The following is an 18,340-nucleotide window of genomic DNA, read 5'->3' as shown; positions in this document are numbered from 1 at the left end:
TGATTTGATTAAAAGTACTAATTCAAAAAATCAAAATATCAAAAATTATTTTAAAGGGGTTTGATATGAACGATTGTAAGAGTATTCAACATGAAATATCAGAATTTCTTAATTTTCAGATACATGGGAAGTGTTCAGCTAATTGTAGCTGTAAGCTAACTAAAATTGATTTAACTGTTAAAGCAAAGAACTTATTAAAACCCATTAGAGATGTTATTTATTTTGGTGATGAGAAACTTCATTTTTCTGAGCCAGAAATGGATGAAGTACATCATATTCTTACTGAACTTAAGAATCAAGTTTCAACTAATGAAACTATTCTAATTGATTATATATTTTTAGTTGTCGATAACTGCAAAAACAAAGCTAAATTTGAAGCTTTGAAAGCTACTTATCAACGTTCAATAGTTTCTAATTCATAAAAAGGGGACCTATTATGTATTACGAAATTTCTAAAGAATCATATAAGTATCTTGAAGTTCAAATCTATGGTCATAGAGGCGATGAATCACTTAAGAGGTTTAATAGAGTTAACCTAACTCAAGATGATATAAAAGCTCTTGAAATCCTACAAAAGACTTTTTACTTTGGTGATCAAAGTGGAGCTTTGGAGAGGTTAGGTAAAGCTGCTATTAAAGCCACTCTAGCTAAGTTAGAGAAATGTTGTTCTCTAATTGAAACTAATCTTGTTCTTTTCTTTTATATGTTAGTTGAGTGTGATGGACATATCGATATCCCCAAATATGAAGGTTTAGAAAAGATGTATAACAGCATGCTTGAAGAGCAACAATCTCATTGTGCTTAAGGATTAGTTATGGAATTTGATTTATACAAAGATGTACTGAATATAGCTTTTGCGATTGCATATATTGGTAGAGGTAGGAAAGTGACGTTATGGTACAAACAAACAGGTGAATTCATGGTTATAAGTGGATCAGAAAAACATTACCCAACGTATCAAGGTGAAATTGATAGCTTTGATTACAAATCGAGCATTAAGATTCCTAAAGATGCCGTAGATGAGTTTGCAAAGTATGCAGCTATTGATCTGATTGATGCTATTTATATTGAATTTCAAAGAGACGAACAACAAGAAGATATACAAATACATTAAAACCGAAATTAGGATTTTGAAAAAAATGTTTGAAAATAAAGGGCATATAGATTATATTTTAGGTGGGCGTGAGAACCCTTTTAGTAAACGTAAACATGCGTTAAATGTTAACTCAATCAGTAATGATTGGGTGGCTGTAGCCATACAAAACTCAGAAATGGGGAAAGCTACAGGCATTTGTTTACTAAATGTTCTCAACCGCCCGATCACCAAAAAAATATTTTCTGTATTACGTGATCGGACGGTGAAGACATTTAGCATAGCGATAAGTGTATCTATACACATAGTCATAGCTGTATCTAAATATTTTCAGCCCTTTAATTTTTTATTTATTAATAAAGTTAAGGGAGCGTTCAAATGATTATCCGCAGAGAAAAAAACCAAAACTATTCAACTATCGCGAATGAGTGTTTCAAAGATCCTAATATTTCAGCTAGGGCTAAAGGTATTTATGGATACATTATGACGTTACCTGATAACTGGAAGCTTCAAAAAACAGAATTATATAGACACTTTTCAGAGGGTCAAAAAGCTATTGATACAGCTTTTAAAGAGCTTAGAGATAAAGGCTATATATCACAAAATAGAATCCAAAAAGATAATGGTCAATTTGGTGGTTGGGAGTATGTAGTTTATGAATATTCTAACCATACTCCTAATTCTGCCGAGTCGGTCAAAACCGATATAGCCAAAACCGACACGGCAGGAAAGGCAAAATCGGAAAACCGCCCAGTCGGTAATGGCGAACTATTAAATACTAATAGACTAAATACTAAAAAACAAAAAACTAATAAACTAACTAACAAAGATATTACTAACAACGAAGATCAATCCTTTGGTCAAGATAATCAGTTAGTTAGTGACAGTTTTTCTTTTTTTGTTGAAGAGAATAAATCAAAAGCAACTTCTCTACCTTTTGGATTTGTAGAAGCTTCTGAAGAGGATAAGAAGGAAAGTATCCAAGAAGATCTTCTTGGACTAGGTTTAACTCCTTCACAGATGAAATCGGTATTGAGAGTTCATCCGACTGATGTCATTGATCAAGCAATTATCGAAACACATCATGCTGAAGTTGAGCAAAGGATTAATGACAAAGCCTCACAGTACTTCTATGGTGTTTTGAGAAATCTTAGTTCAGAAAAGAAATTAGCTTAGTAGGAGTTTGATATGAAAATAATAAAATTTGATGATTGTATGGTTTCCAAAGATAAAACTCCAGTAATCAAAGATTTAGCGGCTAATTTTATAAGACTGAATATTTTATCTGATGAGAGTGTTGTTGATCTTAGTGATGCTCAAAAAAAATTATTTGAGCAAATTTTAAATCATTTGGTGGATGATGAAGAGCTTCAATTAACAATGTCAGATATAGAAAATTTCGAAAAAGCGGAAGAGGCTCTTAGACCTAATTTTAAGTCTAACGAGAGTTTAATAATGTTTTATTTGTATCTTTTGTGTAGATGCTCTTTTGAGAGTGCTAGCAATGAAGTTTTGAAAGTATGGAAAGATATTTTAGCTAATTTTGAATTAGGGAAGTACTTAAATAATAAACCTGTTGTAGGAGCTTGCAGATGAAACAAAGATTTAGACTTTTAATGTTAGCTACAGTGACTTTATTACCGTTAGTCTCTAATGCTCAAACAAATCAAAATACTTTAGATGAGTTAGCAGCTCCAGCATATTGGAATTTTGATTATAAAGATCAAACAGTAGCTGATGCTGTTAATGATGTTTTAGCTAAGGTTCATTACAAAGTATCTAGTAGCGTATCTCAAAATATGCAAATGGTAATGGCTAATAAGTTACCTAAACAATTAAATACTCTTGATAATGTTAATGTTTATCAGGCTATTAAGATATTAACAGGCGCTCAGATATTTTCTGTAGATAAAGCAAATCATGAAATATATTTTTGCTTTAACAAGAGTCTAAGCAAATCAAGCAAAGAAGCTGAAACTGCTAAGCCACCATTAGCTAAGTATCTTGATAGAGTTGATTATAAAGTTAGAGTATCACCAATTTTAGTGGCAGATGGATTAAGTAAGCATCCAACTCAAAAAGAAGTTATTAAGTTTAATCAAAATCACAGTATTTATTTTGGTTTTAACGATAAAGATAAGATTGTAGGTATAGCCGAGTCTGAAAAGTCAGCTAATGGCTTTGCTCAAAAGAATATATCAGTGTTTTATGCTTATGCTGGTCAGACGCTCAAAGAAACAATAGATCGTTGGGCTAAGGTTGCAGGGTTTAAGTCATATTACCTAGCTAAGAAAGATTTTGTTATTGATGTTCCCAATACATTTTATGGTTCTTTAGATTCCCAAAATGGAGCTTTAACACAGTTAATATCATCAGCAACACAAGCAGGTGTTGATATACAAGCACAAGTACATGCTAATCATGTTTTGGTGATTAAAGATAATTCATATTCTCCAATATTATTAGGGGGCAATAATGACTAAAAAAACATTTTGTTTAGGGATATTAGCTACATTAGTTATTTCTAGTTGTGCTATGCCTGATATTAAGGCTACAAAAACAGCTATTAAGAATGCGAAAGACAAAAGTAATTCATTAAGTGGTCAGATGAGTACTCCTTTATCTAGAGACTATATTAGCTATAGTAAAAAACCATTTTTGGGGGATAAGTCATTTGTAATTGAGGCACAATCAAAGCCATTACCTCAAATATTTAATCAACAAATTAGCTTAAATAGCACTAATAAGGAAGATATTAGTGAATATATTTCTAAGTTATCTAATCTGACTAATCTTAATATTAATATTTCGAATGAAGCTTTAGAGTGGTTATATGGTGATTCATCAGATGGAACATCTACAAGCTCAAAATCATCATCTAGTACAAATAGTGATGATACATCATATCCTACTAAGCAGATTATAAACTACTCTGGTGATTTAAAAGGTTATTTAGATGAGTTAACTAATCGTTTTGGTCTATATTGGAAATATAATTATTCTACAAAAAAAGTAACGATATTTCATACTGAAACACAAACATTTAAGTTAGCTATTCCAGAGTCACAGATTGATGATTCGACATCGATTACAAATACAGATGCTAATAATAAGTCTAATGTTTCATATACGACTAAATCAGCGGATGCATTTGCAGAAGCTATTAATACTATTAAGTCATTTGATTCAAGTATTAAGGTTAGTGCTAATAACTCTTATGCAATGATAACAGTGACAGCTACGCCAAGATTAATGGCAGAAGTTAGCAACTATGTTAAGCATTTTAACCAAGAGGCAAAGAAAGCTGTTCAAGTTAAGATTGCTATATATGAAGTTAAAACAACTAAGTCATCTAATTATGGTATTGATTGGAATTTAGTATATAACGGCACTCACACCAAAATTAATTGGGATACGACAGGATTAGGAGAGGCTTTATCTGATAGTAATTTAACTACGGCAACTATTAAATATGGTATTGCTGGTGGGATGTGGGCGGGATCCAATATAGTAGCTTCAGCTTTACAAAAATATTTAGATGCCACATATGTTCAAGGCTTTAATTTTTATTCATTAAATGGTCAATCTACTCCACTTAATAATGGTCAAAGCCAAGCTTATGTTAAGAACCTGTCAGTAACAACATTAGGAGCAGGTGCTGTAATCACAGCTGATAATGTTCAAACATCAGTAGAACAAGCAACGGTTAACACAGGTTTCACTGGAAGTGTTTTATCAAATGTTATTGGCGATAAGATCTTTCTTAGAATGTCTCTTAATATGTCTAAGTTACTTGAGATGCAGAAGCTTCAATATGGTAACAAGGATTATCCATCAACAATTGAATTACCGCATACTGAGAGCAATAAGATAATTCAAAATATAATGCTTAAATCTGGTCAAACAGCAGTTATTACAGGCTTTTCAACTGATGATAACCAGTTAGGCCAATCATCATTAGCAGATAAGAAATGGTGGTTACTAGGCGGTAATCAAGGAACTCAAGGTACTAAAGAGACATTAGTGGTAATTGTATCAGCTTATGAGATAGGTGATAATAATGGCTAAGATAGTTAAGCTTCAAGGTAAGTTATTTGTAATTAATTTAACTTGGTATGATTTTAACTCAGTTAAAGAGTTAGAAAAGAAAGCTAATTTTTTAAAGTTAAACTATGGTTTGTCTTTTACTAGACATCTTACTAATGACAAAGGCTTTAAAGTTAAAAAGACATTAGCATGTTTAACAGATAAGACAGAGTCGTCTTGTTATTCTTTAGCTGCTTTAGTAGCTAATAAGCTTCAATCAGGAATATTTATCACAGATAAACTAATTATGGAAAATAACAGTGATATTGCTTATAAGCAATACTGGATCTGTATTTTTAATAATAGGGAAGTTTTATCAAATATAAGTATTACAACTGAAAAAGTACAACTACAATTTAACGGTGATCAAATTGTTAAACAAGAAGAGCTTGAGCTATTAATTAAATCATATACCAAAACTAATAATACAAGTATTTTTGTTGATTTAATTGATGAGCAATCACTTAATATTCCAAATGTAAAAATAAGATTATTAGAGGAGCTAGTTTCAAATAAAGTATCACATAAATATCTTATTAAAAAATTACATAATCATTATGCAAAATATGCTTTGGTAGGTGGGCTGATATTAATATTAGCTATCTCTGGAGTGGTATTTAGTTATCATAATCACTCTCACAAAAAAGCTACTATTAAAAAGGTTGTTAAAGTAAAACCTAAAGTGTCAGCTGAGACAGTCGTGCTTAAAGATATCCAAACTAATAATGCTGGTTTGATACTTAATTCAATTAATCACTTATTGCATAGTTTACCTGTAATGATTGCTGGTTGGAAAATACAAAGTATTACCTATAGTTCAGCATATCCTAACTTAGTTGAGATTCAATATAAAAAAGAGTTAGGAAATATTATTAATGCTAAGGCAAAAGCCTCTGATTTTATAGAAAAATATAATTTTCAAAATCCAAGTATCCAGTTTTCAAAAAATGATGAGATTATGCAGTTAACTTTCAATTTAGATGAAGATAATTCTAAATTCAAAGCTCTAACTCAAAGAGATATTAAATCCAGTATTAATACCTCACAAGCTATAGAAACTATAGCTGCTATTCAAAGTAACTTCTTTAATTATAGATTATCAGATTTAAAAGCGGTTAATGCTAAGTATTCAAAACAGGTAATCAATATAAGCAATATCGATGCGCCTACTTTACAGCGTTTAATTTCAGTAGTTAAAAATGATGAAAACTTAGTTGTTAGTTCACTAATAGGTAAGTTTGGCAATAGTTTCACAAGTTCGTGGATATTTAAAGGAGCAATTTATGAATAGGTTATTAATGGTAATAGCTTGTATGGGATTTGTAGTAGGTGGTTATGCTAATACAGATGTTGCATCTACTTATAGTGATCTTGAAGTACAACAAGCATTAGCAAACATGTCTGTCTCAATTAACAAATTAAAGCTTGAGAACATTAAGCTTGAAAATCAAATAGCAGAGCTTACAGGCAAATCAAATAGTAATACTAAGAAGAGTATCAAGGTTATTAGTACATCTATGTTTAATAACAAAGCCTCAGCAGTTATTGATATTAATGGTAAGACTCAAAAGTATAAGCCAAATGATAAATTAGGCAATGACCTTATTTTAAAAGAGATTAATAACAAAAGTATCACTGTTTTAAATACAAAGACTAATGAAGTTAGTCAATATTTTGTGAGTTAATTATGAAAATAAATAAAGCAATCAAAGGACTTTTAACTAAGGCTCCAAAGGCTACTAAAAAAATAGTAGATAGTAGGTTTAGCTTAGAAGATATCAAATCAATTAATTTACTTAATCAAGTTGAAGGTATAACTTTTGAGAGCGTTATTGAGACTGGTATTACTAAGTCAGGGACTATTAACTATATTATTTTTGATGCTCAGTACACAGATAATCAGTTAAGAGTTTGTTATTTTCTTATTAATGAAAATATCTCAAGTAATGATTTTAATCGTTTAATGATGAGATTTGAGGAAATCATTAAGCCATATATCTCTTATGAAATACATAAGACATCAGACTCATCAATTCAAAGTGCGAAAGACCAGTATAAATATAAGAATGCTATCCAAGAGAATAGGGTAGATGAGTCACAAGGGTTATTACATTTTAATAAGCTTTTAGAGAAATCTATTAGATTAGGAGCATCTGATATTCATATTACAGCGATAGGTCAAACAGCGATAGTTAAAGCTAGAGTTAACGGTGATTTGATTGAGCTTGATCGTTATACATATTCAGATATGTCTAGGCTTATATCATCAGCTTATAACCAGTTAGCATCAGTGGATTCTAAAGATCAGTCATATTCTCCTAATTTAACTCATGAAACAGGTATTCATAAGGTTATTAATAACAAACCTTACAATTTAAGATTTATATCAAAGCCAATATATCCTGCTGGTAAGAAAGCTTCATTTGATGTGACAATGAGGCTTATAGATGAAGATTTCCATAAGCCATTAGAGACTTTAGGTTATTCCAAAGCACATTTAAAAATATTAATAAAAGCATCAGGTCAACCTAATGGCTTAGTTGTATTAGCAGGCCGTGTTGGATCAGGTAAATCTTTAACAATTCATTCAATATGTACTGATTATATTCATAGAGCAACTCATGCTGGTGTTGTAACTAAGAAGTTAGTGACATTTGAATCACCTGTTGAATATAAGATAGTTGGGGCAATGCAGGTTGAGTACAAAAGAGATAACTCACGTACTCAAGAACAAGAAGAATCATATTTTAATTCTCAAGTTCAATCTCTATTAAGGATGGATACAAATGCTGTTGTTTTAGGGGAAATTAGAGGTAAGAATGTAGCACAGTTAGCTATCCAGTTAGTTCAATCAGATAATATTGTTTTAACTACGGTCCATGCTCAATCAGCACTTAAGATATTTAATCGTTTTCATAATTTGGGAATGGATAAGGAAGTATTAACAGAGCCTAATTTCTTATTGGCTTTGGTATACCAAACATTAGTCAAAGTACCTTGTAGTCATTGTGCAAATACTATTGATAGTGATAAAGGGCTGAAAGAGCGTCTTACGAAACTAATTCAAAAGTATCAATTAGATAATTCATTATTAAGCAACGTAAAACTAATTAATACCAAAGGATGTGATCACTGTAACTTTGGAGTGGTTGGTAGAACACTTATAGCGGAGATAGTAGAGCCTACCATAGCTATATTAGCTGCGCTTAGAGAGGGTAATTTCAATGAAGCCTATAGATTATGGCGTAAAGATGGTGGGATTACATATCAAGAACATGGCTTAGAGAAGATTCTTAAAGGTCAAATATGTCCTACAGCTTATGAGGATAAAGTTTGTTCATTAGCAGATGAAGGCTTTTATGCTTATATAGATAAGGCTTTTTATCCTCAAGTATTCAAAGATGTTGATTGGGGGATTAGTGAAAATGAATAAAAGTAATTTGTCATTATTGGGAATTATTCAAAGGAAACCTGATACCTCACCTTGTATGTTTCCCAATAACAACAGGGATTATTATAGCAAAGTTTTTATTAATTCAAAATTAATTGGAGATTGTTTTGTTTAATAGTTTATTAGCTAAATTTAAATCTAAAGCAAATGTATCAAATAGTATGTACTCGAAGTACAAGCTATTGTTTTTAAGATTATGCTTTTTCTCATTTGTTAGGATTAACTTTTATGAGCAGTTATTGGCATTACTCAAAGCTGATATAGCTATGTATGATGCTTTGGTCTTAATGAAATCTAAATATCAATCTCATAAGACTATATTTAAGACATTTTGGATTCAAAGGCAAATATTAGATGATATGATCTATCGTATATCAGCAGGATATGGAACATTATCTTTAGCTGAGTTATTAGAAGGATTAGTTCCAGGAAGTGATTTAGTTATACTTTCAGTTGATTCAAGAAAAGTTAATACAGCTTTAGATAAGGTAACTCAAATTATTGCTAAGTTTAATCATCTTAAGATTGAAGTATCTAAGATGTTTTTTCCATCTATAGCTGCTTTGTTATTATTGGTTATATTAATCTTTATGGCTAATGCTTATATATTCCCAATATTATTAACTATTAAGCCACTTGATAAGCTACCAAGTAGTACTTATGGCTTATATGAGTTCTGTCATTTCTTTGCTAGTAACTTATATATTTTAATCTTGGTATTGATTATAGCTATTATAGCAATTGCTTATTCTTTACCTTCTCTAAGAGGAGTTGTTAGAAAGGTATTAGATAAGATACCTCCTTATAACATCTACAAACAGCTTACAGCTACAAGTTTTTTAATATCGTTAAGCTTACTTTTACAAGCTGGCGATGACTTTTTCAGTGCTATACATAAGATCCAGCACAATACATCAAAGTATTTGTCTGAGTATCTAGAATGTATATTCCAGCGTATTTCTTTGGGCGATCGTCCAGGAGAAGCTTTAGCTGGGATTAATTTATTTATGCAATCTACACAAATATATATAGAGATATTAGATGAAGCTCATGCTTTATCTGAAGGTATAGCTAGTTTAACTGATAGGTCAGTTGATATGCAGATTAGATCTATCAAAAGATTATTAACTTCAATCAATACAGTGTTGCTATTTACAGTGATTGGTTTTGGATTGTGGTTTTACGTTGGAATTACAGAGGTTGGATTTAGTATTTAAAGGAGAGAACAATATGAAAACAACAAATAGAAAACTATCAAACATTAAGAAACAACAAGGCTTTGGGATAATGACTGTTTTACTAGGTATAGTAGCCTCTGCAATCATAATTATTCTCGCTTTTGAGACATATAACCATGTGATGACTAAGATTAAAGTTGGAGAAGCTCAAACTCAATTTCAAGATATATCTACAGGGATTGATTCTTTGTATGTTAACTCCCATGATTTTTCAGCTATTACAACACAAGCAGTTATTGATGCTGGTATTCCAGATAAAACTGATGTTGTAGGAGCTAATATAGCTTCACCATGGTATTCAGGAGACCATAATTCAATAGTAACTGTATTACCTGGAGCTCAACCTACAAATTATATTATTGAAATGGCTGATGTACCTCAAGATTCATGTGCTGGGGTTGCTTCAATGTTTTTAAATAACAATCGTAACTCTATAACTGTTAATGGTGCAGCTGTTAATGATCCAGCAGGATTAGCAACAGCCTGTGCAGCTAATGATCCAGCGGCAATAAACATAACATTTTAAGGAGTATGAAGATGCTTAAAAAACAAAAAGGTAATGCAGTTATAGGAGCTTTATTATTAATAGTGATATTAAGCTTCATAGTAGTTATCTACTATAAGCATCTTCATTATACAAAGCTTCAAGAGTCAGCATCAAGGCTAGGTTTACAAATCTCTATGGTAGTTGATGGCTTAGAGAAAAGATTATCTTTTGATCAAAGCTTTAATGCTGGTCACTACACAATTACAGATTTAATTAATCGTAATTGTGGCGGTAGAGCAGATGATGATTATCTACCTTGTGGCTTTACTTTAGATAAAGGATTATCAGATGGTGGTTTAGCTATAACTGTTACAAATAGTGCAACTAATCCTGATGTTAGATTAGCCTCAATTACTACTGATCCTATAGGGATATATAATACTCAAACAGGACATTATCAACCAATATCATATTTAGCAGGAGCAGTATTAGCATCAGCTGAGACTACAAAGGCTTTTTCTGGGGGACAATATCTATCAGCTTCTGTTAAGTATTCTTTAGATACAAGGCATTCTACAGTGACAGCTAATGTTGTAGCTAATCAAAATAACTCAAATATCTATCTTAGAGTAGATGGCTCAAACAAAATGCTAAACGCATTGCAGTTTAATTCCAAACTTAATGCAGATCACAGGATGATCAAGTATTTATCTAAGATTACCAATGATGGACAAAATATCTTCATAGGTAATCAATCAGGAGTTAAGGGTAATTCCAATGTTGTAGTTAATGATTTAACTATTCATTCAATGGGTGATAAGAAGTTAAGTTCATTACTTAACTCAATGCCTGTTGGTTCAGTGGTTGCCTATGTTGGAGCTACAGTTCCAGATGGTTTCTTTGAGTGTAACGGAGCTGTATTTGATACATCAAAATATCCTGATCTATATAAAGCTTTAGGATCAAGTAAATTGCCTGATTTAAGAGGTCAATTTATCCGTGGTTGGGATCATGGCAAAGGGGTTGATCCAGGTCGTGTTTTAGGATCATCACAAGGTGATGCAATTAGAAATATCTCTGGTTCTTTTACTTCATCTAATGGAGCAGTCGGAGGATTTGGTGGAGCTAACGCAGGTCCATTTTCACCTGCTGGTGGAAGTACTGGCAGCACATATGTAAATGGTCAGGTAGCTTATCCATCTTATACAAGAATGTATTTTAATGCTGCAAGGGTGGTACCAACAGCTAAAGAAGATAGACCAAAGAATATAGCTTTGATGTACATAATTAAGCATGATTAGAGGGTGATATGTTAAGAATAATTATACTTTTTACATTTTTAATATCTTATAACTTAGCAAATGCTTTTAGTTTGTTTGGTATGTTTTCAGATAAACCACAAGTTCAGACTAAGAGCATAACACCTTCATTAGTAGTACCAGCTACAAATCACATAGAAAATACGCCTAATATAAGAGTTAGTAGATATGTTACACAAAAAGAGTATATACCTTTAAATCATGTTGATCTGTTATCGCAAAATATATCGATCAGATTTTCCCCAAGTGTGCTAACAGTAGCAGATGCTATAAAGCAATTATTACAAAATTCAGGCTTAGTTTTAATAGATTCTCAATATCAAGATAGATATACAAAACAGATGCTTAAAAATAAGCTACCTACAACTCAAAGAACTATTGAAAATGCTACTTTAAAGCAAGCTTTAGAAGCTCTAACAGGAAATAACTTTAATGTGGTCTTAGATCCAATTACTCGTCAAATTAATTTCAAAATTAAGAGTAAGGTTTTAGCAATATATTTAAACTTAGGTAATTAAATATGAGTGAAATAATTAAGAAATCATTAATTAATAAATCTAAATTCAAGCCTATACTTATAGTTGGTTTTGTAATTACATTGATTGCAGTTATAGCTATCTCTGGAGTATATGCTTTAAACACATACTTAACAAAAAAAGAAACTCCTAAAGTTGTTATGCATCAACCAAAGGATAACAGCAAAGAATTACTAAGTGGTTTCTCACATATAGTTAATCAACAAACACAGCAAAATGAGCTTTTAATAGATAAGTTAAATGCTCAAAAGGGTAATTTAATTACTAAGGATAATTTAAAGGATTTAATCTCTAGTATTAATCAAAATAATCAAAGTTTAGCTAATGAGCAAAAAAACTATACTAAAGAGTTTTCAGATGCTCTATCTAAGTTAAATAATAAGATTGATTTATTAACTAAATCAGTCACAAAAAGTATTCAACAAACACCTGTAACAGTATCAAATAATGATTTTTATATTAGTTCAATTGTGTGGATTAATGGATCACAAATAGTTGATGTTCATGATAGGAAGCTTAATCAAAACATAAGTATGAGTGTTGGTCAAAGCTATGATGGTTGGGATTTGTTGGCTATTGATGATCATGATTGTGTGAGTTTTAAGAATAACGTAGGGATTAACAAGCAATGTTTATAAGAAGTATATTTTTATTAGTTTGTTGTTGTGGTTTAAGCTTTGCTGAGAATTTTGAGTATTCAAACTTTAATCAAGAGAATTCTCATAATATCAAGATAGATAGTATAAAGAGCATTAGTCTTAATGATTTAAACGCTAAAAGCTATGCTAATTTATCAGCTGCACAGCAAGCAGATATTGCTAAGCAATATTATTTAACAGCTGCTGAATATAAGAAGTATCTAGAAGTTAAGTCCTCTAGCTTTTCAGGTCAGTATTATGCTGGTAAGAATGTTGATCCTAATTTTTTGTTAGCTGATTATTATTTATCGCAATCAGATAAAGCAAAAGCTAATAAATATATTATTAGATATGCTCGATTAGAGTATCAAGCAACTCAAAGATTACTGTATATCCAAAAGCAGTTTCAAAAAGATGCTCAAAAGCAATTTCCAACGCAAACTCCTATTAAGCTTAAAGGAGCAATTCCATATGATTATACTTCATATGGTTTTCATCCTAAAAATTCTGTAATCAGTACAGCTATGAGTCAGATTGAAAAGATGATGATTAGCTCAAATGGCTCATATGTATTAATAGAAGATATTAATGATAATAATAAAAACCTTAATAAATTATTCCAAAAGATAGCTAGTTTAAGTGATGTTAAGTTAGACATTTACTTTGTAGGGGATGTTAGTACTAGTCAAATTATTAACTGGGCTAAACAGTATAACTTAGGTCCTTTAATTCAAAGAAAAGTTATAACGATTAATCATGCAGGTAAGTTTGTTTCTGCATTGTCTAAGGATCTCTCAAAACCAATTTTACCAGGGCAATTATATAAAACCAATAATGGTGATTATCAAATTATTAACTGGAGTTCATTATGATACAAAGAGTATTTTTATTATTAATATTTAGTCTTTCTTTAGGGTATTCGTTAGAGACTATTGCGGATTTCACAGGTGATACTAATTCAGTTAACTCTACTGAAGAGGCGATTCAAAAGAATGCTCCTTCACAGTCTCAAGAAGTAAGATTATTAAGACAACAAATTAGACAAGCTATTACTAATAGCTACTCAGTTCGTACGCAAGATATAACCCTAGGTAGAGTTCAGAACAGGGAAGTTAACTTTAAGTATTTTTCACGTGCGATAGCTTTAATTGGTTGTGATAAACCAAGTTATAGATGGCTTAAATTAAGATCTTCACAGTTAAGTCAAATTAATCCTAATTATTTCATTATTAATTGCAAGGATAAGAGTGTATATGACGAATTTACTAAAGCTACAGGTATTAAGGCTGTACCTATAGATGGCGATCAATTTCATCGTGTTTATGGGATTAAACATTATCCAGTTTTAATAACAAAAACAGTAATCCAACAGTAGGGGCTTATGATGCTAAAAAGATCATTAATAGTAAGTATTTTGACAATGATAGTTATTAGTTTTAGCTACGCTAGTACCGATAGTAGGATTTATTTATCTAGAGTAGATTTAGAGCTTTCATCAGTCTTACAAAATGTTCAAAAGGCACGACAAGCTGATGTAGGGGAGCATGTCCAAAGTTTTAATTATCAAGCATTAACAGCTGATATTCAAACAATCCAAAAAGGTATACAAGATTATATTAATGATACAAGAGTTTTGCCAAGTAGTATCCAAACTCTTAATGGCCATTATGGAGAGAATAAATGACTTTAGATTCAAAAGAGAAAGCCATATTTGATGCGGTATCTACTATACCTGTAGATCACTTTAATTTTACGATCAAACTTGTCGGCTTTTTAATATTTGTTGTTTGTAGTGCTTTATTAGTTTTATTTTTGAACTTTCAAAATAAGAAAGGGGAAGTGACTGTGCTGGAGATGATTATATCAATAGTAATTATCCTAACACTTTTAGCATTATTTACAGGTTTACTTTTAATATAAAGGAGAAAATAAGATGAAAATAATACCTAATCCATACACTAGAATTTGTCAAATAATATTCTGTTTTTTGATATTTCCAGTTAGCAGTTTTGCGATAGATTATAGTTCTAATCCAGTTCCAGATTTAGGCTTTGATCCATCTACTAATGGTGATGCATTAAATAGTGCTGGGACATTAGCTATGAAAGCAGTGTTTATCGTATGCATTATAGTAGCTTTAGCACTATATATATCAGCTGCAATTGTAATTAGATCAATTTTACATGATGAAGATGATCCATCCAAAAAAGGGCATCATAAATTAGGTAAGGCTATATCGGCAATATCATGTGTGATTATTGGCTCTGGATTATTAATCTTAGCTATTACTTTAGCAATTAAAGAGATTTCGTAATGATACCTAATCTAATTAACCAGCATCCTACAGCGTGGAAAGGTTTAACTCAGTACGAGATATTATCTACTGTGATAAAGCTTATTGTTTATCATGGAATATTTTGGGTTTTACTATTTGGCATTTTTGGTACTCCTATAGCAGTAACTATTTTTTCATTTTGTTTTGGGTTTTGTACAGGTGGGTTATATAGCTTTTTAAAATTATCTTCATTAGCAAAGAAAAAGCAAGGCACACCATTTGGTTATTTAGAAAGAAAGATATTTAAAAAGAGTCTACTTTACAGATTAGGTTTTGTTAGCGATAAAACAATATATAGAAATGGTACTTGGAGACACTATGAGTAAACCTTTTTTTAGTGCATTAGGAAATATGAAGCTAGCTTTAGTTATATGTATTAGCTGCTTAGTTATTAGTATGGCATTTAATGTTTATCTTATATCTAAGATAGTTAGCTATCCTGATCATATGGATATATGGCAACATAATCCTGATAGTACTATAACTTTAATTAACCCAAATGAAGTCCAACCGATAAGATTATTAAACTTTGTTTCACAAGAGTGGTCGAAATTGAATTCATGGCCAAATGATGGAGCCGTTGATTCTATTAATAATCTTAAAAAAGATTCTTTATATTTAAGTCCAGCATTTAGAAATCAGTTTAAGCGGATTTTAATTAACTTAAATAATAAAGGATATCTTAAAAACTATGTTGTAGTTACGGTGCCGACATCGGATAAATTTAACAATAATGTTAAAAAAGTAGATGGTGGTTGGTTAGTTAAACAAAGATTTATATCAAGATTTTATTATAATCCGCCTGATTCTAAAGATGCTTTGAGTCAACAAGATATCACTGATACTAAAGTTGAGTATGAACTAGAACAAGAAATTACATTTTATGTTACTAAATATCCGAACTCTTATGGATTAGCCCTAGATAGGTTATATAAAACAAAGATCTATACAAATAAGGAGAACATCTAATGAAGAGAGTATTAATAACACTATTATTCATTAGTATTTTTAGTGTTGGCTATAGCAGAGTATTAGTTTGGAATAAAGCGCCATTAAATATTGTTTTACCAGTGTCAAAGCAAATATATGTGAGCTTTCCAGAATCTGTAAAGGTTGGTTTAAATTCAAATTTATTACAGGTATTAGATGTCCAAAATGCTAATGATACTTTATATCTTACAGCAAAAAGATCATTTAAACCTGTACAGATTAAGCTTAGAACAGCTAATAATAAGATTATATTTATTAATTTATCAGCACAAGAAAAAGCTTCAACTGAACCAGTTCAAGTTATTTATACAAAACCAGTTCAAAAGTCTGATAATCCTTTTAAATCTAATGCTGTGAGCATGCAAGATTTAATTCAATATACAGTTCAGCAGTACTATGCCCCTAAGAGATTATTATCAGATAATCCAAACATACAAGAATCAATGAGATTCCATACGAAGAACTATAAGTTATTTGCAGATGATAGTATTACAGCTATACCTTTAAATAGTTATACAAGCGGATCATTAACTGTAACAGCAATTTATCTAAAGAATAATTTACCAATTTCAGTTAATTTAATTGATCCAAATACTCAAAAACCAATTGATATTTGTGGTAATTGGACAGGTTCAATATTTTTTCCAATTTCAAAGTTAAGTAAGGCAGGTACTGCTCATGATAGTAGCATGTTATTTCTACTATCTAAGAATGATTTTATATCTGTATATAAAAGTACATGTGATTTGGAGTCTATAAATGAAAGGTAGAAATCTTAGGTATATAGTTATAGCGGTGATTTTTATAATACTTATATTAGTGGTATTTAGTTACTTCTCTTTTAAAGCTGGGGATATTGCACCAAAGCATAATTCTGCTAATCAAAATACACTACCATACCAAGATATAGGCTCGAATGCTGCTAATGAGCTATCACATCAATTAACCAACTCTAATAAGGTTATCCAAAGCTTACAAGCACAGGTTAATGACTTACAGAATCAGATGAAGGCACAACAAGGTGCAAGTAATACTAATGATAATGCAGGTGTTAAGGAGTATTTGAACTCTGCTATTAAGCAGGTCCAAGATGAGATTAATAAATTTAAGAATAACAAGCAGATAAAAAGTAATAGTCAGACTACTAAGGTGAATTCATCAAATCAAGGTCAATCTTATACAAACACACAATCAATGTTTGATAATAATGATGATTCTTTTAATGTAGGTAATGGTGATTCTACTATCCCTGCAACTCAACAAAACACATCGCCCCATACTGTATGGATATCAGATCAGTCACTACAAACAGATGATAAATCAAAGCAAAAACTATTTGCAGGTACTACAAATACTCAAAATCCAGATATTTTTGAGAATAAAGATAAAAAACCAAAGCCTGCTTTTACAATACCTAACCCAACAGTATTTACTGGTGTTACTTTTTTAAATGATTTAGTGGGTAGAGTACCAACAGGAAATGATCATAGTATCTATACTCCTTATGAAGCTACATTTGTAGTTGGCAGAAAAAATATTACATCCAAAGATTTTTCATTACCTCCAGAGGTTGATCATATTATGGGTGTGGTTGTATGTATGGGCGATATTATGTCTAGTTCTGTGTCATGTAAGGTTAAAACTTTAACTTATATATTTCCAGATGGCACTATCTCAACTGTTGGTGGAGACTCTAAGAATTCAAGCACTGATCAAAGCTATGGCTATATTAGTACAGCTACTGGATCACCACAAATTCCAGGTACTAGATATTCATCTTTAGGCCTAAGATTAGCAGGTGTTGGGTTATCAGGCGCTGTCTCAGGTATAGGAGCGGCAGTATCACAAGGTGGTTTAACAACTTTAAGTAATCAAGGAACAGCAAGTTTATTTACATCAATTAAAAATGTTCCTTTATATGCAGCAGGTCAAGGTATTAATAACGCTTCAACTGAGGCTTCTAAAGAGTTTGAGAACTATTTTAAGAATGTTTTTGATTATGTTGTAGCTAGAGCTTACAACAATAAAACCAAGTCACTTAAGAAATTTAATGTTGTGATAACTAAACAGGTTGATTTTGATTATGACAAGCATGGTAGAAAGCTTGATCATCATTTAGTTAATGTTGATCAACAAGATATGTCTAGCAATATATTTTAAGGAAAAG

Annotated in this window: 25 protein-coding genes; all 25 read left to right on the top strand. The window is 31.1% G+C overall.

Annotation, left to right across the window (positions count from 1 at the left end; genetic code table 11):
- Positions 1-65: 65 nt before the first annotated feature.
- The 25 genes from F3D62_RS07475 (at position 66) to F3D62_RS07355 (ending at position 18,333) form a co-directional block, all read left to right on the top strand.
- Entirely contained in the window at positions 66-422 is a 357-nt protein-coding gene (locus F3D62_RS07475) for a hypothetical protein (protein WP_150467631.1), read from the top strand.
- A gap of 14 nt (positions 423-436) precedes the next feature.
- On the top strand, positions 437-805 hold the full coding sequence (locus tag F3D62_RS07470; RefSeq protein WP_150467630.1) for a hypothetical protein: 369 nt from the start codon (positions 437-439) through the stop codon (positions 803-805).
- 9 nt (positions 806-814) lie between these two features.
- Positions 815-1,114: a hypothetical protein gene (locus F3D62_RS07465; RefSeq protein WP_150467629.1), complete on the top strand. Its 300-nt coding sequence runs from the start codon at positions 815-817 to the stop codon at positions 1,112-1,114.
- A gap of 25 nt (positions 1,115-1,139) precedes the next feature.
- Entirely contained in the window at positions 1,140-1,475 is a 336-nt protein-coding gene (locus tag F3D62_RS07460; protein WP_150467628.1) for a hypothetical protein, read from the top strand.
- Entirely contained in the window at positions 1,472-2,269 is a 798-nt protein-coding gene (locus tag F3D62_RS07455; RefSeq protein ID WP_150467627.1) for a hypothetical protein, read from the top strand. Before F3D62_RS07460 ends, F3D62_RS07455 begins: the two co-directional genes overlap by 4 nt.
- Before the next feature lie 12 nt (positions 2,270-2,281).
- A complete protein-coding gene (locus F3D62_RS07450; RefSeq protein ID WP_150467626.1) occupies positions 2,282-2,689 on the top strand; it encodes a hypothetical protein in 408 nt (135 codons plus the stop codon).
- Positions 2,686-3,576, top strand: a complete 891-nt coding sequence (locus F3D62_RS07445; RefSeq protein WP_150467625.1) for a TcpQ domain-containing protein — start codon at positions 2,686-2,688, stop codon at positions 3,574-3,576. Before F3D62_RS07450 ends, F3D62_RS07445 begins: the two co-directional genes overlap by 4 nt.
- On the top strand, positions 3,569-5,161 hold the full coding sequence (locus F3D62_RS07440; protein WP_150467624.1) for a hypothetical protein: 1,593 nt from the start codon (positions 3,569-3,571) through the stop codon (positions 5,159-5,161). The genes F3D62_RS07445 and F3D62_RS07440 overlap by 8 nt, the downstream gene beginning before the upstream one ends.
- Positions 5,154-6,470 carry a type 4b pilus protein PilO2 gene (locus F3D62_RS07435; protein WP_150467623.1) on the top strand — a complete coding sequence of 439 codons (1,317 nt, stop codon included), beginning with the start codon at positions 5,154-5,156 and terminating at the stop codon, positions 6,468-6,470. The genes F3D62_RS07440 and F3D62_RS07435 overlap by 8 nt, the downstream gene beginning before the upstream one ends.
- The gene (locus tag F3D62_RS07430; RefSeq protein ID WP_150467622.1) at positions 6,463-6,864 is read left to right on the top strand and encodes a hypothetical protein; all 402 of its coding nucleotides are present in this window, start codon (positions 6,463-6,465) and stop codon (positions 6,862-6,864) included. The genes F3D62_RS07435 and F3D62_RS07430 overlap by 8 nt, the downstream gene beginning before the upstream one ends.
- A gap of 2 nt (positions 6,865-6,866) precedes the next feature.
- The gene (locus F3D62_RS07425; protein WP_150467621.1) at positions 6,867-8,612 is read left to right on the top strand and encodes a GspE/PulE family protein; all 1,746 of its coding nucleotides are present in this window, start codon (positions 6,867-6,869) and stop codon (positions 8,610-8,612) included.
- Between the two features lie 125 nt (positions 8,613-8,737).
- The gene (locus F3D62_RS07420; protein ID WP_150467620.1) at positions 8,738-9,847 is read left to right on the top strand and encodes a type II secretion system F family protein; all 1,110 of its coding nucleotides are present in this window, start codon (positions 8,738-8,740) and stop codon (positions 9,845-9,847) included.
- 13 nt (positions 9,848-9,860) lie between these two features.
- Positions 9,861-10,394, top strand: coding sequence for a type 4 pilus major pilin (locus tag F3D62_RS07415; protein ID WP_150467619.1), 534 nt, complete (start codon positions 9,861-9,863; stop codon positions 10,392-10,394).
- Positions 10,395-10,405: 11 nt separating this feature from the next.
- Positions 10,406-11,656: a phage tail protein gene (locus F3D62_RS12935; protein WP_224732654.1), complete on the top strand. Its 1,251-nt coding sequence runs from the start codon at positions 10,406-10,408 to the stop codon at positions 11,654-11,656.
- Between the two features lie 8 nt (positions 11,657-11,664).
- Entirely contained in the window at positions 11,665-12,192 is a 528-nt protein-coding gene (locus F3D62_RS07405) for a hypothetical protein (RefSeq protein WP_150467618.1), read from the top strand.
- A 2-nt stretch (positions 12,193-12,194) separates the two neighbouring features.
- Positions 12,195-12,848, top strand: coding sequence for a hypothetical protein (locus F3D62_RS07400; protein WP_150467617.1), 654 nt, complete (start codon positions 12,195-12,197; stop codon positions 12,846-12,848).
- Positions 12,839-13,720: a hypothetical protein gene (locus tag F3D62_RS07395; RefSeq protein WP_150467616.1), complete on the top strand. Its 882-nt coding sequence runs from the start codon at positions 12,839-12,841 to the stop codon at positions 13,718-13,720. Before F3D62_RS07400 ends, F3D62_RS07395 begins: the two co-directional genes overlap by 10 nt.
- A complete protein-coding gene (locus F3D62_RS07390; protein WP_150467615.1) occupies positions 13,717-14,223 on the top strand; it encodes a PFL_4695 family integrating conjugative element protein in 507 nt (168 codons plus the stop codon). Before F3D62_RS07395 ends, F3D62_RS07390 begins: the two co-directional genes overlap by 4 nt.
- A gap of 9 nt (positions 14,224-14,232) precedes the next feature.
- Positions 14,233-14,532, top strand: a complete 300-nt coding sequence (locus tag F3D62_RS07385) for an RAQPRD family integrative conjugative element protein (RefSeq protein WP_191092560.1) — start codon at positions 14,233-14,235, stop codon at positions 14,530-14,532.
- A complete protein-coding gene (locus F3D62_RS07380; protein WP_150467613.1) occupies positions 14,529-14,768 on the top strand; it encodes a hypothetical protein in 240 nt (79 codons plus the stop codon). The genes F3D62_RS07385 and F3D62_RS07380 overlap by 4 nt, the downstream gene beginning before the upstream one ends.
- Before the next feature lie 13 nt (positions 14,769-14,781).
- A complete protein-coding gene (locus F3D62_RS07375) occupies positions 14,782-15,162 on the top strand; it encodes a hypothetical protein (RefSeq protein ID WP_150467612.1) in 381 nt (126 codons plus the stop codon).
- Complete coding sequence (locus F3D62_RS07370) at positions 15,162-15,509, top strand: DUF3487 family protein (protein WP_150467611.1); 348 nt, start codon at positions 15,162-15,164, stop codon at positions 15,507-15,509. The genes F3D62_RS07375 and F3D62_RS07370 overlap by 1 nt, the downstream gene beginning before the upstream one ends.
- The gene (locus F3D62_RS07365) at positions 15,502-16,152 is read left to right on the top strand and encodes a DUF2895 family protein (protein ID WP_191092559.1); all 651 of its coding nucleotides are present in this window, start codon (positions 15,502-15,504) and stop codon (positions 16,150-16,152) included. The genes F3D62_RS07370 and F3D62_RS07365 overlap by 8 nt, the downstream gene beginning before the upstream one ends.
- Positions 16,152-16,943 carry a DUF3438 family protein gene (locus F3D62_RS07360; RefSeq protein ID WP_150467609.1) on the top strand — a complete coding sequence of 264 codons (792 nt, stop codon included), beginning with the start codon at positions 16,152-16,154 and terminating at the stop codon, positions 16,941-16,943. Before F3D62_RS07365 ends, F3D62_RS07360 begins: the two co-directional genes overlap by 1 nt.
- On the top strand, positions 16,933-18,333 hold the full coding sequence (locus F3D62_RS07355) for a hypothetical protein (protein ID WP_150467608.1): 1,401 nt from the start codon (positions 16,933-16,935) through the stop codon (positions 18,331-18,333). Before F3D62_RS07360 ends, F3D62_RS07355 begins: the two co-directional genes overlap by 11 nt.
- Positions 18,334-18,340 lie beyond the last annotated feature (7 nt).

It is taken from the genome of Francisella sp. SYW-9 (genome assembly GCF_008711465.1).
GTDB lineage: Bacteria > Pseudomonadota > Gammaproteobacteria > Francisellales > Francisellaceae > Francisella.
Note: the sequence above shows the minus strand (reverse complement) of the source record. Positions and strands in the feature narration are given on the sequence as shown.

Coding starts and splice junctions, on each gene's coding strand:
- F3D62_RS07475 (WP_150467631.1), top strand. CDS start 66: ATGAACGATTGTAAGAGTATTCAACATGAAATATCAGAATTTCTTAAT.
- F3D62_RS07470 (WP_150467630.1), top strand. CDS start 437: ATGTATTACGAAATTTCTAAAGAATCATATAAGTATCTTGAAGTTCAA.
- F3D62_RS07465 (WP_150467629.1), top strand. CDS start 815: ATGGAATTTGATTTATACAAAGATGTACTGAATATAGCTTTTGCGATT.
- F3D62_RS07460 (WP_150467628.1), top strand. CDS start 1,140: ATGTTTGAAAATAAAGGGCATATAGATTATATTTTAGGTGGGCGTGAG.
- F3D62_RS07455 (WP_150467627.1), top strand. CDS start 1,472: ATGATTATCCGCAGAGAAAAAAACCAAAACTATTCAACTATCGCGAAT.
- F3D62_RS07450 (WP_150467626.1), top strand. CDS start 2,282: ATGAAAATAATAAAATTTGATGATTGTATGGTTTCCAAAGATAAAACT.
- F3D62_RS07445 (WP_150467625.1), top strand. CDS start 2,686: ATGAAACAAAGATTTAGACTTTTAATGTTAGCTACAGTGACTTTATTA.
- F3D62_RS07440 (WP_150467624.1), top strand. CDS start 3,569: ATGACTAAAAAAACATTTTGTTTAGGGATATTAGCTACATTAGTTATT.
- F3D62_RS07435 (WP_150467623.1), top strand. CDS start 5,154: ATGGCTAAGATAGTTAAGCTTCAAGGTAAGTTATTTGTAATTAATTTA.
- F3D62_RS07430 (WP_150467622.1), top strand. CDS start 6,463: ATGAATAGGTTATTAATGGTAATAGCTTGTATGGGATTTGTAGTAGGT.
- F3D62_RS07425 (WP_150467621.1), top strand. CDS start 6,867: ATGAAAATAAATAAAGCAATCAAAGGACTTTTAACTAAGGCTCCAAAG.
- F3D62_RS07415 (WP_150467619.1), top strand. CDS start 9,861: ATGAAAACAACAAATAGAAAACTATCAAACATTAAGAAACAACAAGGC.
- F3D62_RS12935 (WP_224732654.1), top strand. CDS start 10,406: ATGCTTAAAAAACAAAAAGGTAATGCAGTTATAGGAGCTTTATTATTA.
- F3D62_RS07405 (WP_150467618.1), top strand. CDS start 11,665: ATGTTAAGAATAATTATACTTTTTACATTTTTAATATCTTATAACTTA.
- F3D62_RS07400 (WP_150467617.1), top strand. CDS start 12,195: ATGAGTGAAATAATTAAGAAATCATTAATTAATAAATCTAAATTCAAG.
- F3D62_RS07395 (WP_150467616.1), top strand. CDS start 12,839: ATGTTTATAAGAAGTATATTTTTATTAGTTTGTTGTTGTGGTTTAAGC.
- F3D62_RS07390 (WP_150467615.1), top strand. CDS start 13,717: ATGATACAAAGAGTATTTTTATTATTAATATTTAGTCTTTCTTTAGGG.
- F3D62_RS07385 (WP_191092560.1), top strand. CDS start 14,233: ATGCTAAAAAGATCATTAATAGTAAGTATTTTGACAATGATAGTTATT.
- F3D62_RS07380 (WP_150467613.1), top strand. CDS start 14,529: ATGACTTTAGATTCAAAAGAGAAAGCCATATTTGATGCGGTATCTACT.
- F3D62_RS07375 (WP_150467612.1), top strand. CDS start 14,782: ATGAAAATAATACCTAATCCATACACTAGAATTTGTCAAATAATATTC.
- F3D62_RS07370 (WP_150467611.1), top strand. CDS start 15,162: ATGATACCTAATCTAATTAACCAGCATCCTACAGCGTGGAAAGGTTTA.
- F3D62_RS07365 (WP_191092559.1), top strand. CDS start 15,502: ATGAGTAAACCTTTTTTTAGTGCATTAGGAAATATGAAGCTAGCTTTA.
- F3D62_RS07360 (WP_150467609.1), top strand. CDS start 16,152: ATGAAGAGAGTATTAATAACACTATTATTCATTAGTATTTTTAGTGTT.
- F3D62_RS07355 (WP_150467608.1), top strand. CDS start 16,933: ATGAAAGGTAGAAATCTTAGGTATATAGTTATAGCGGTGATTTTTATA.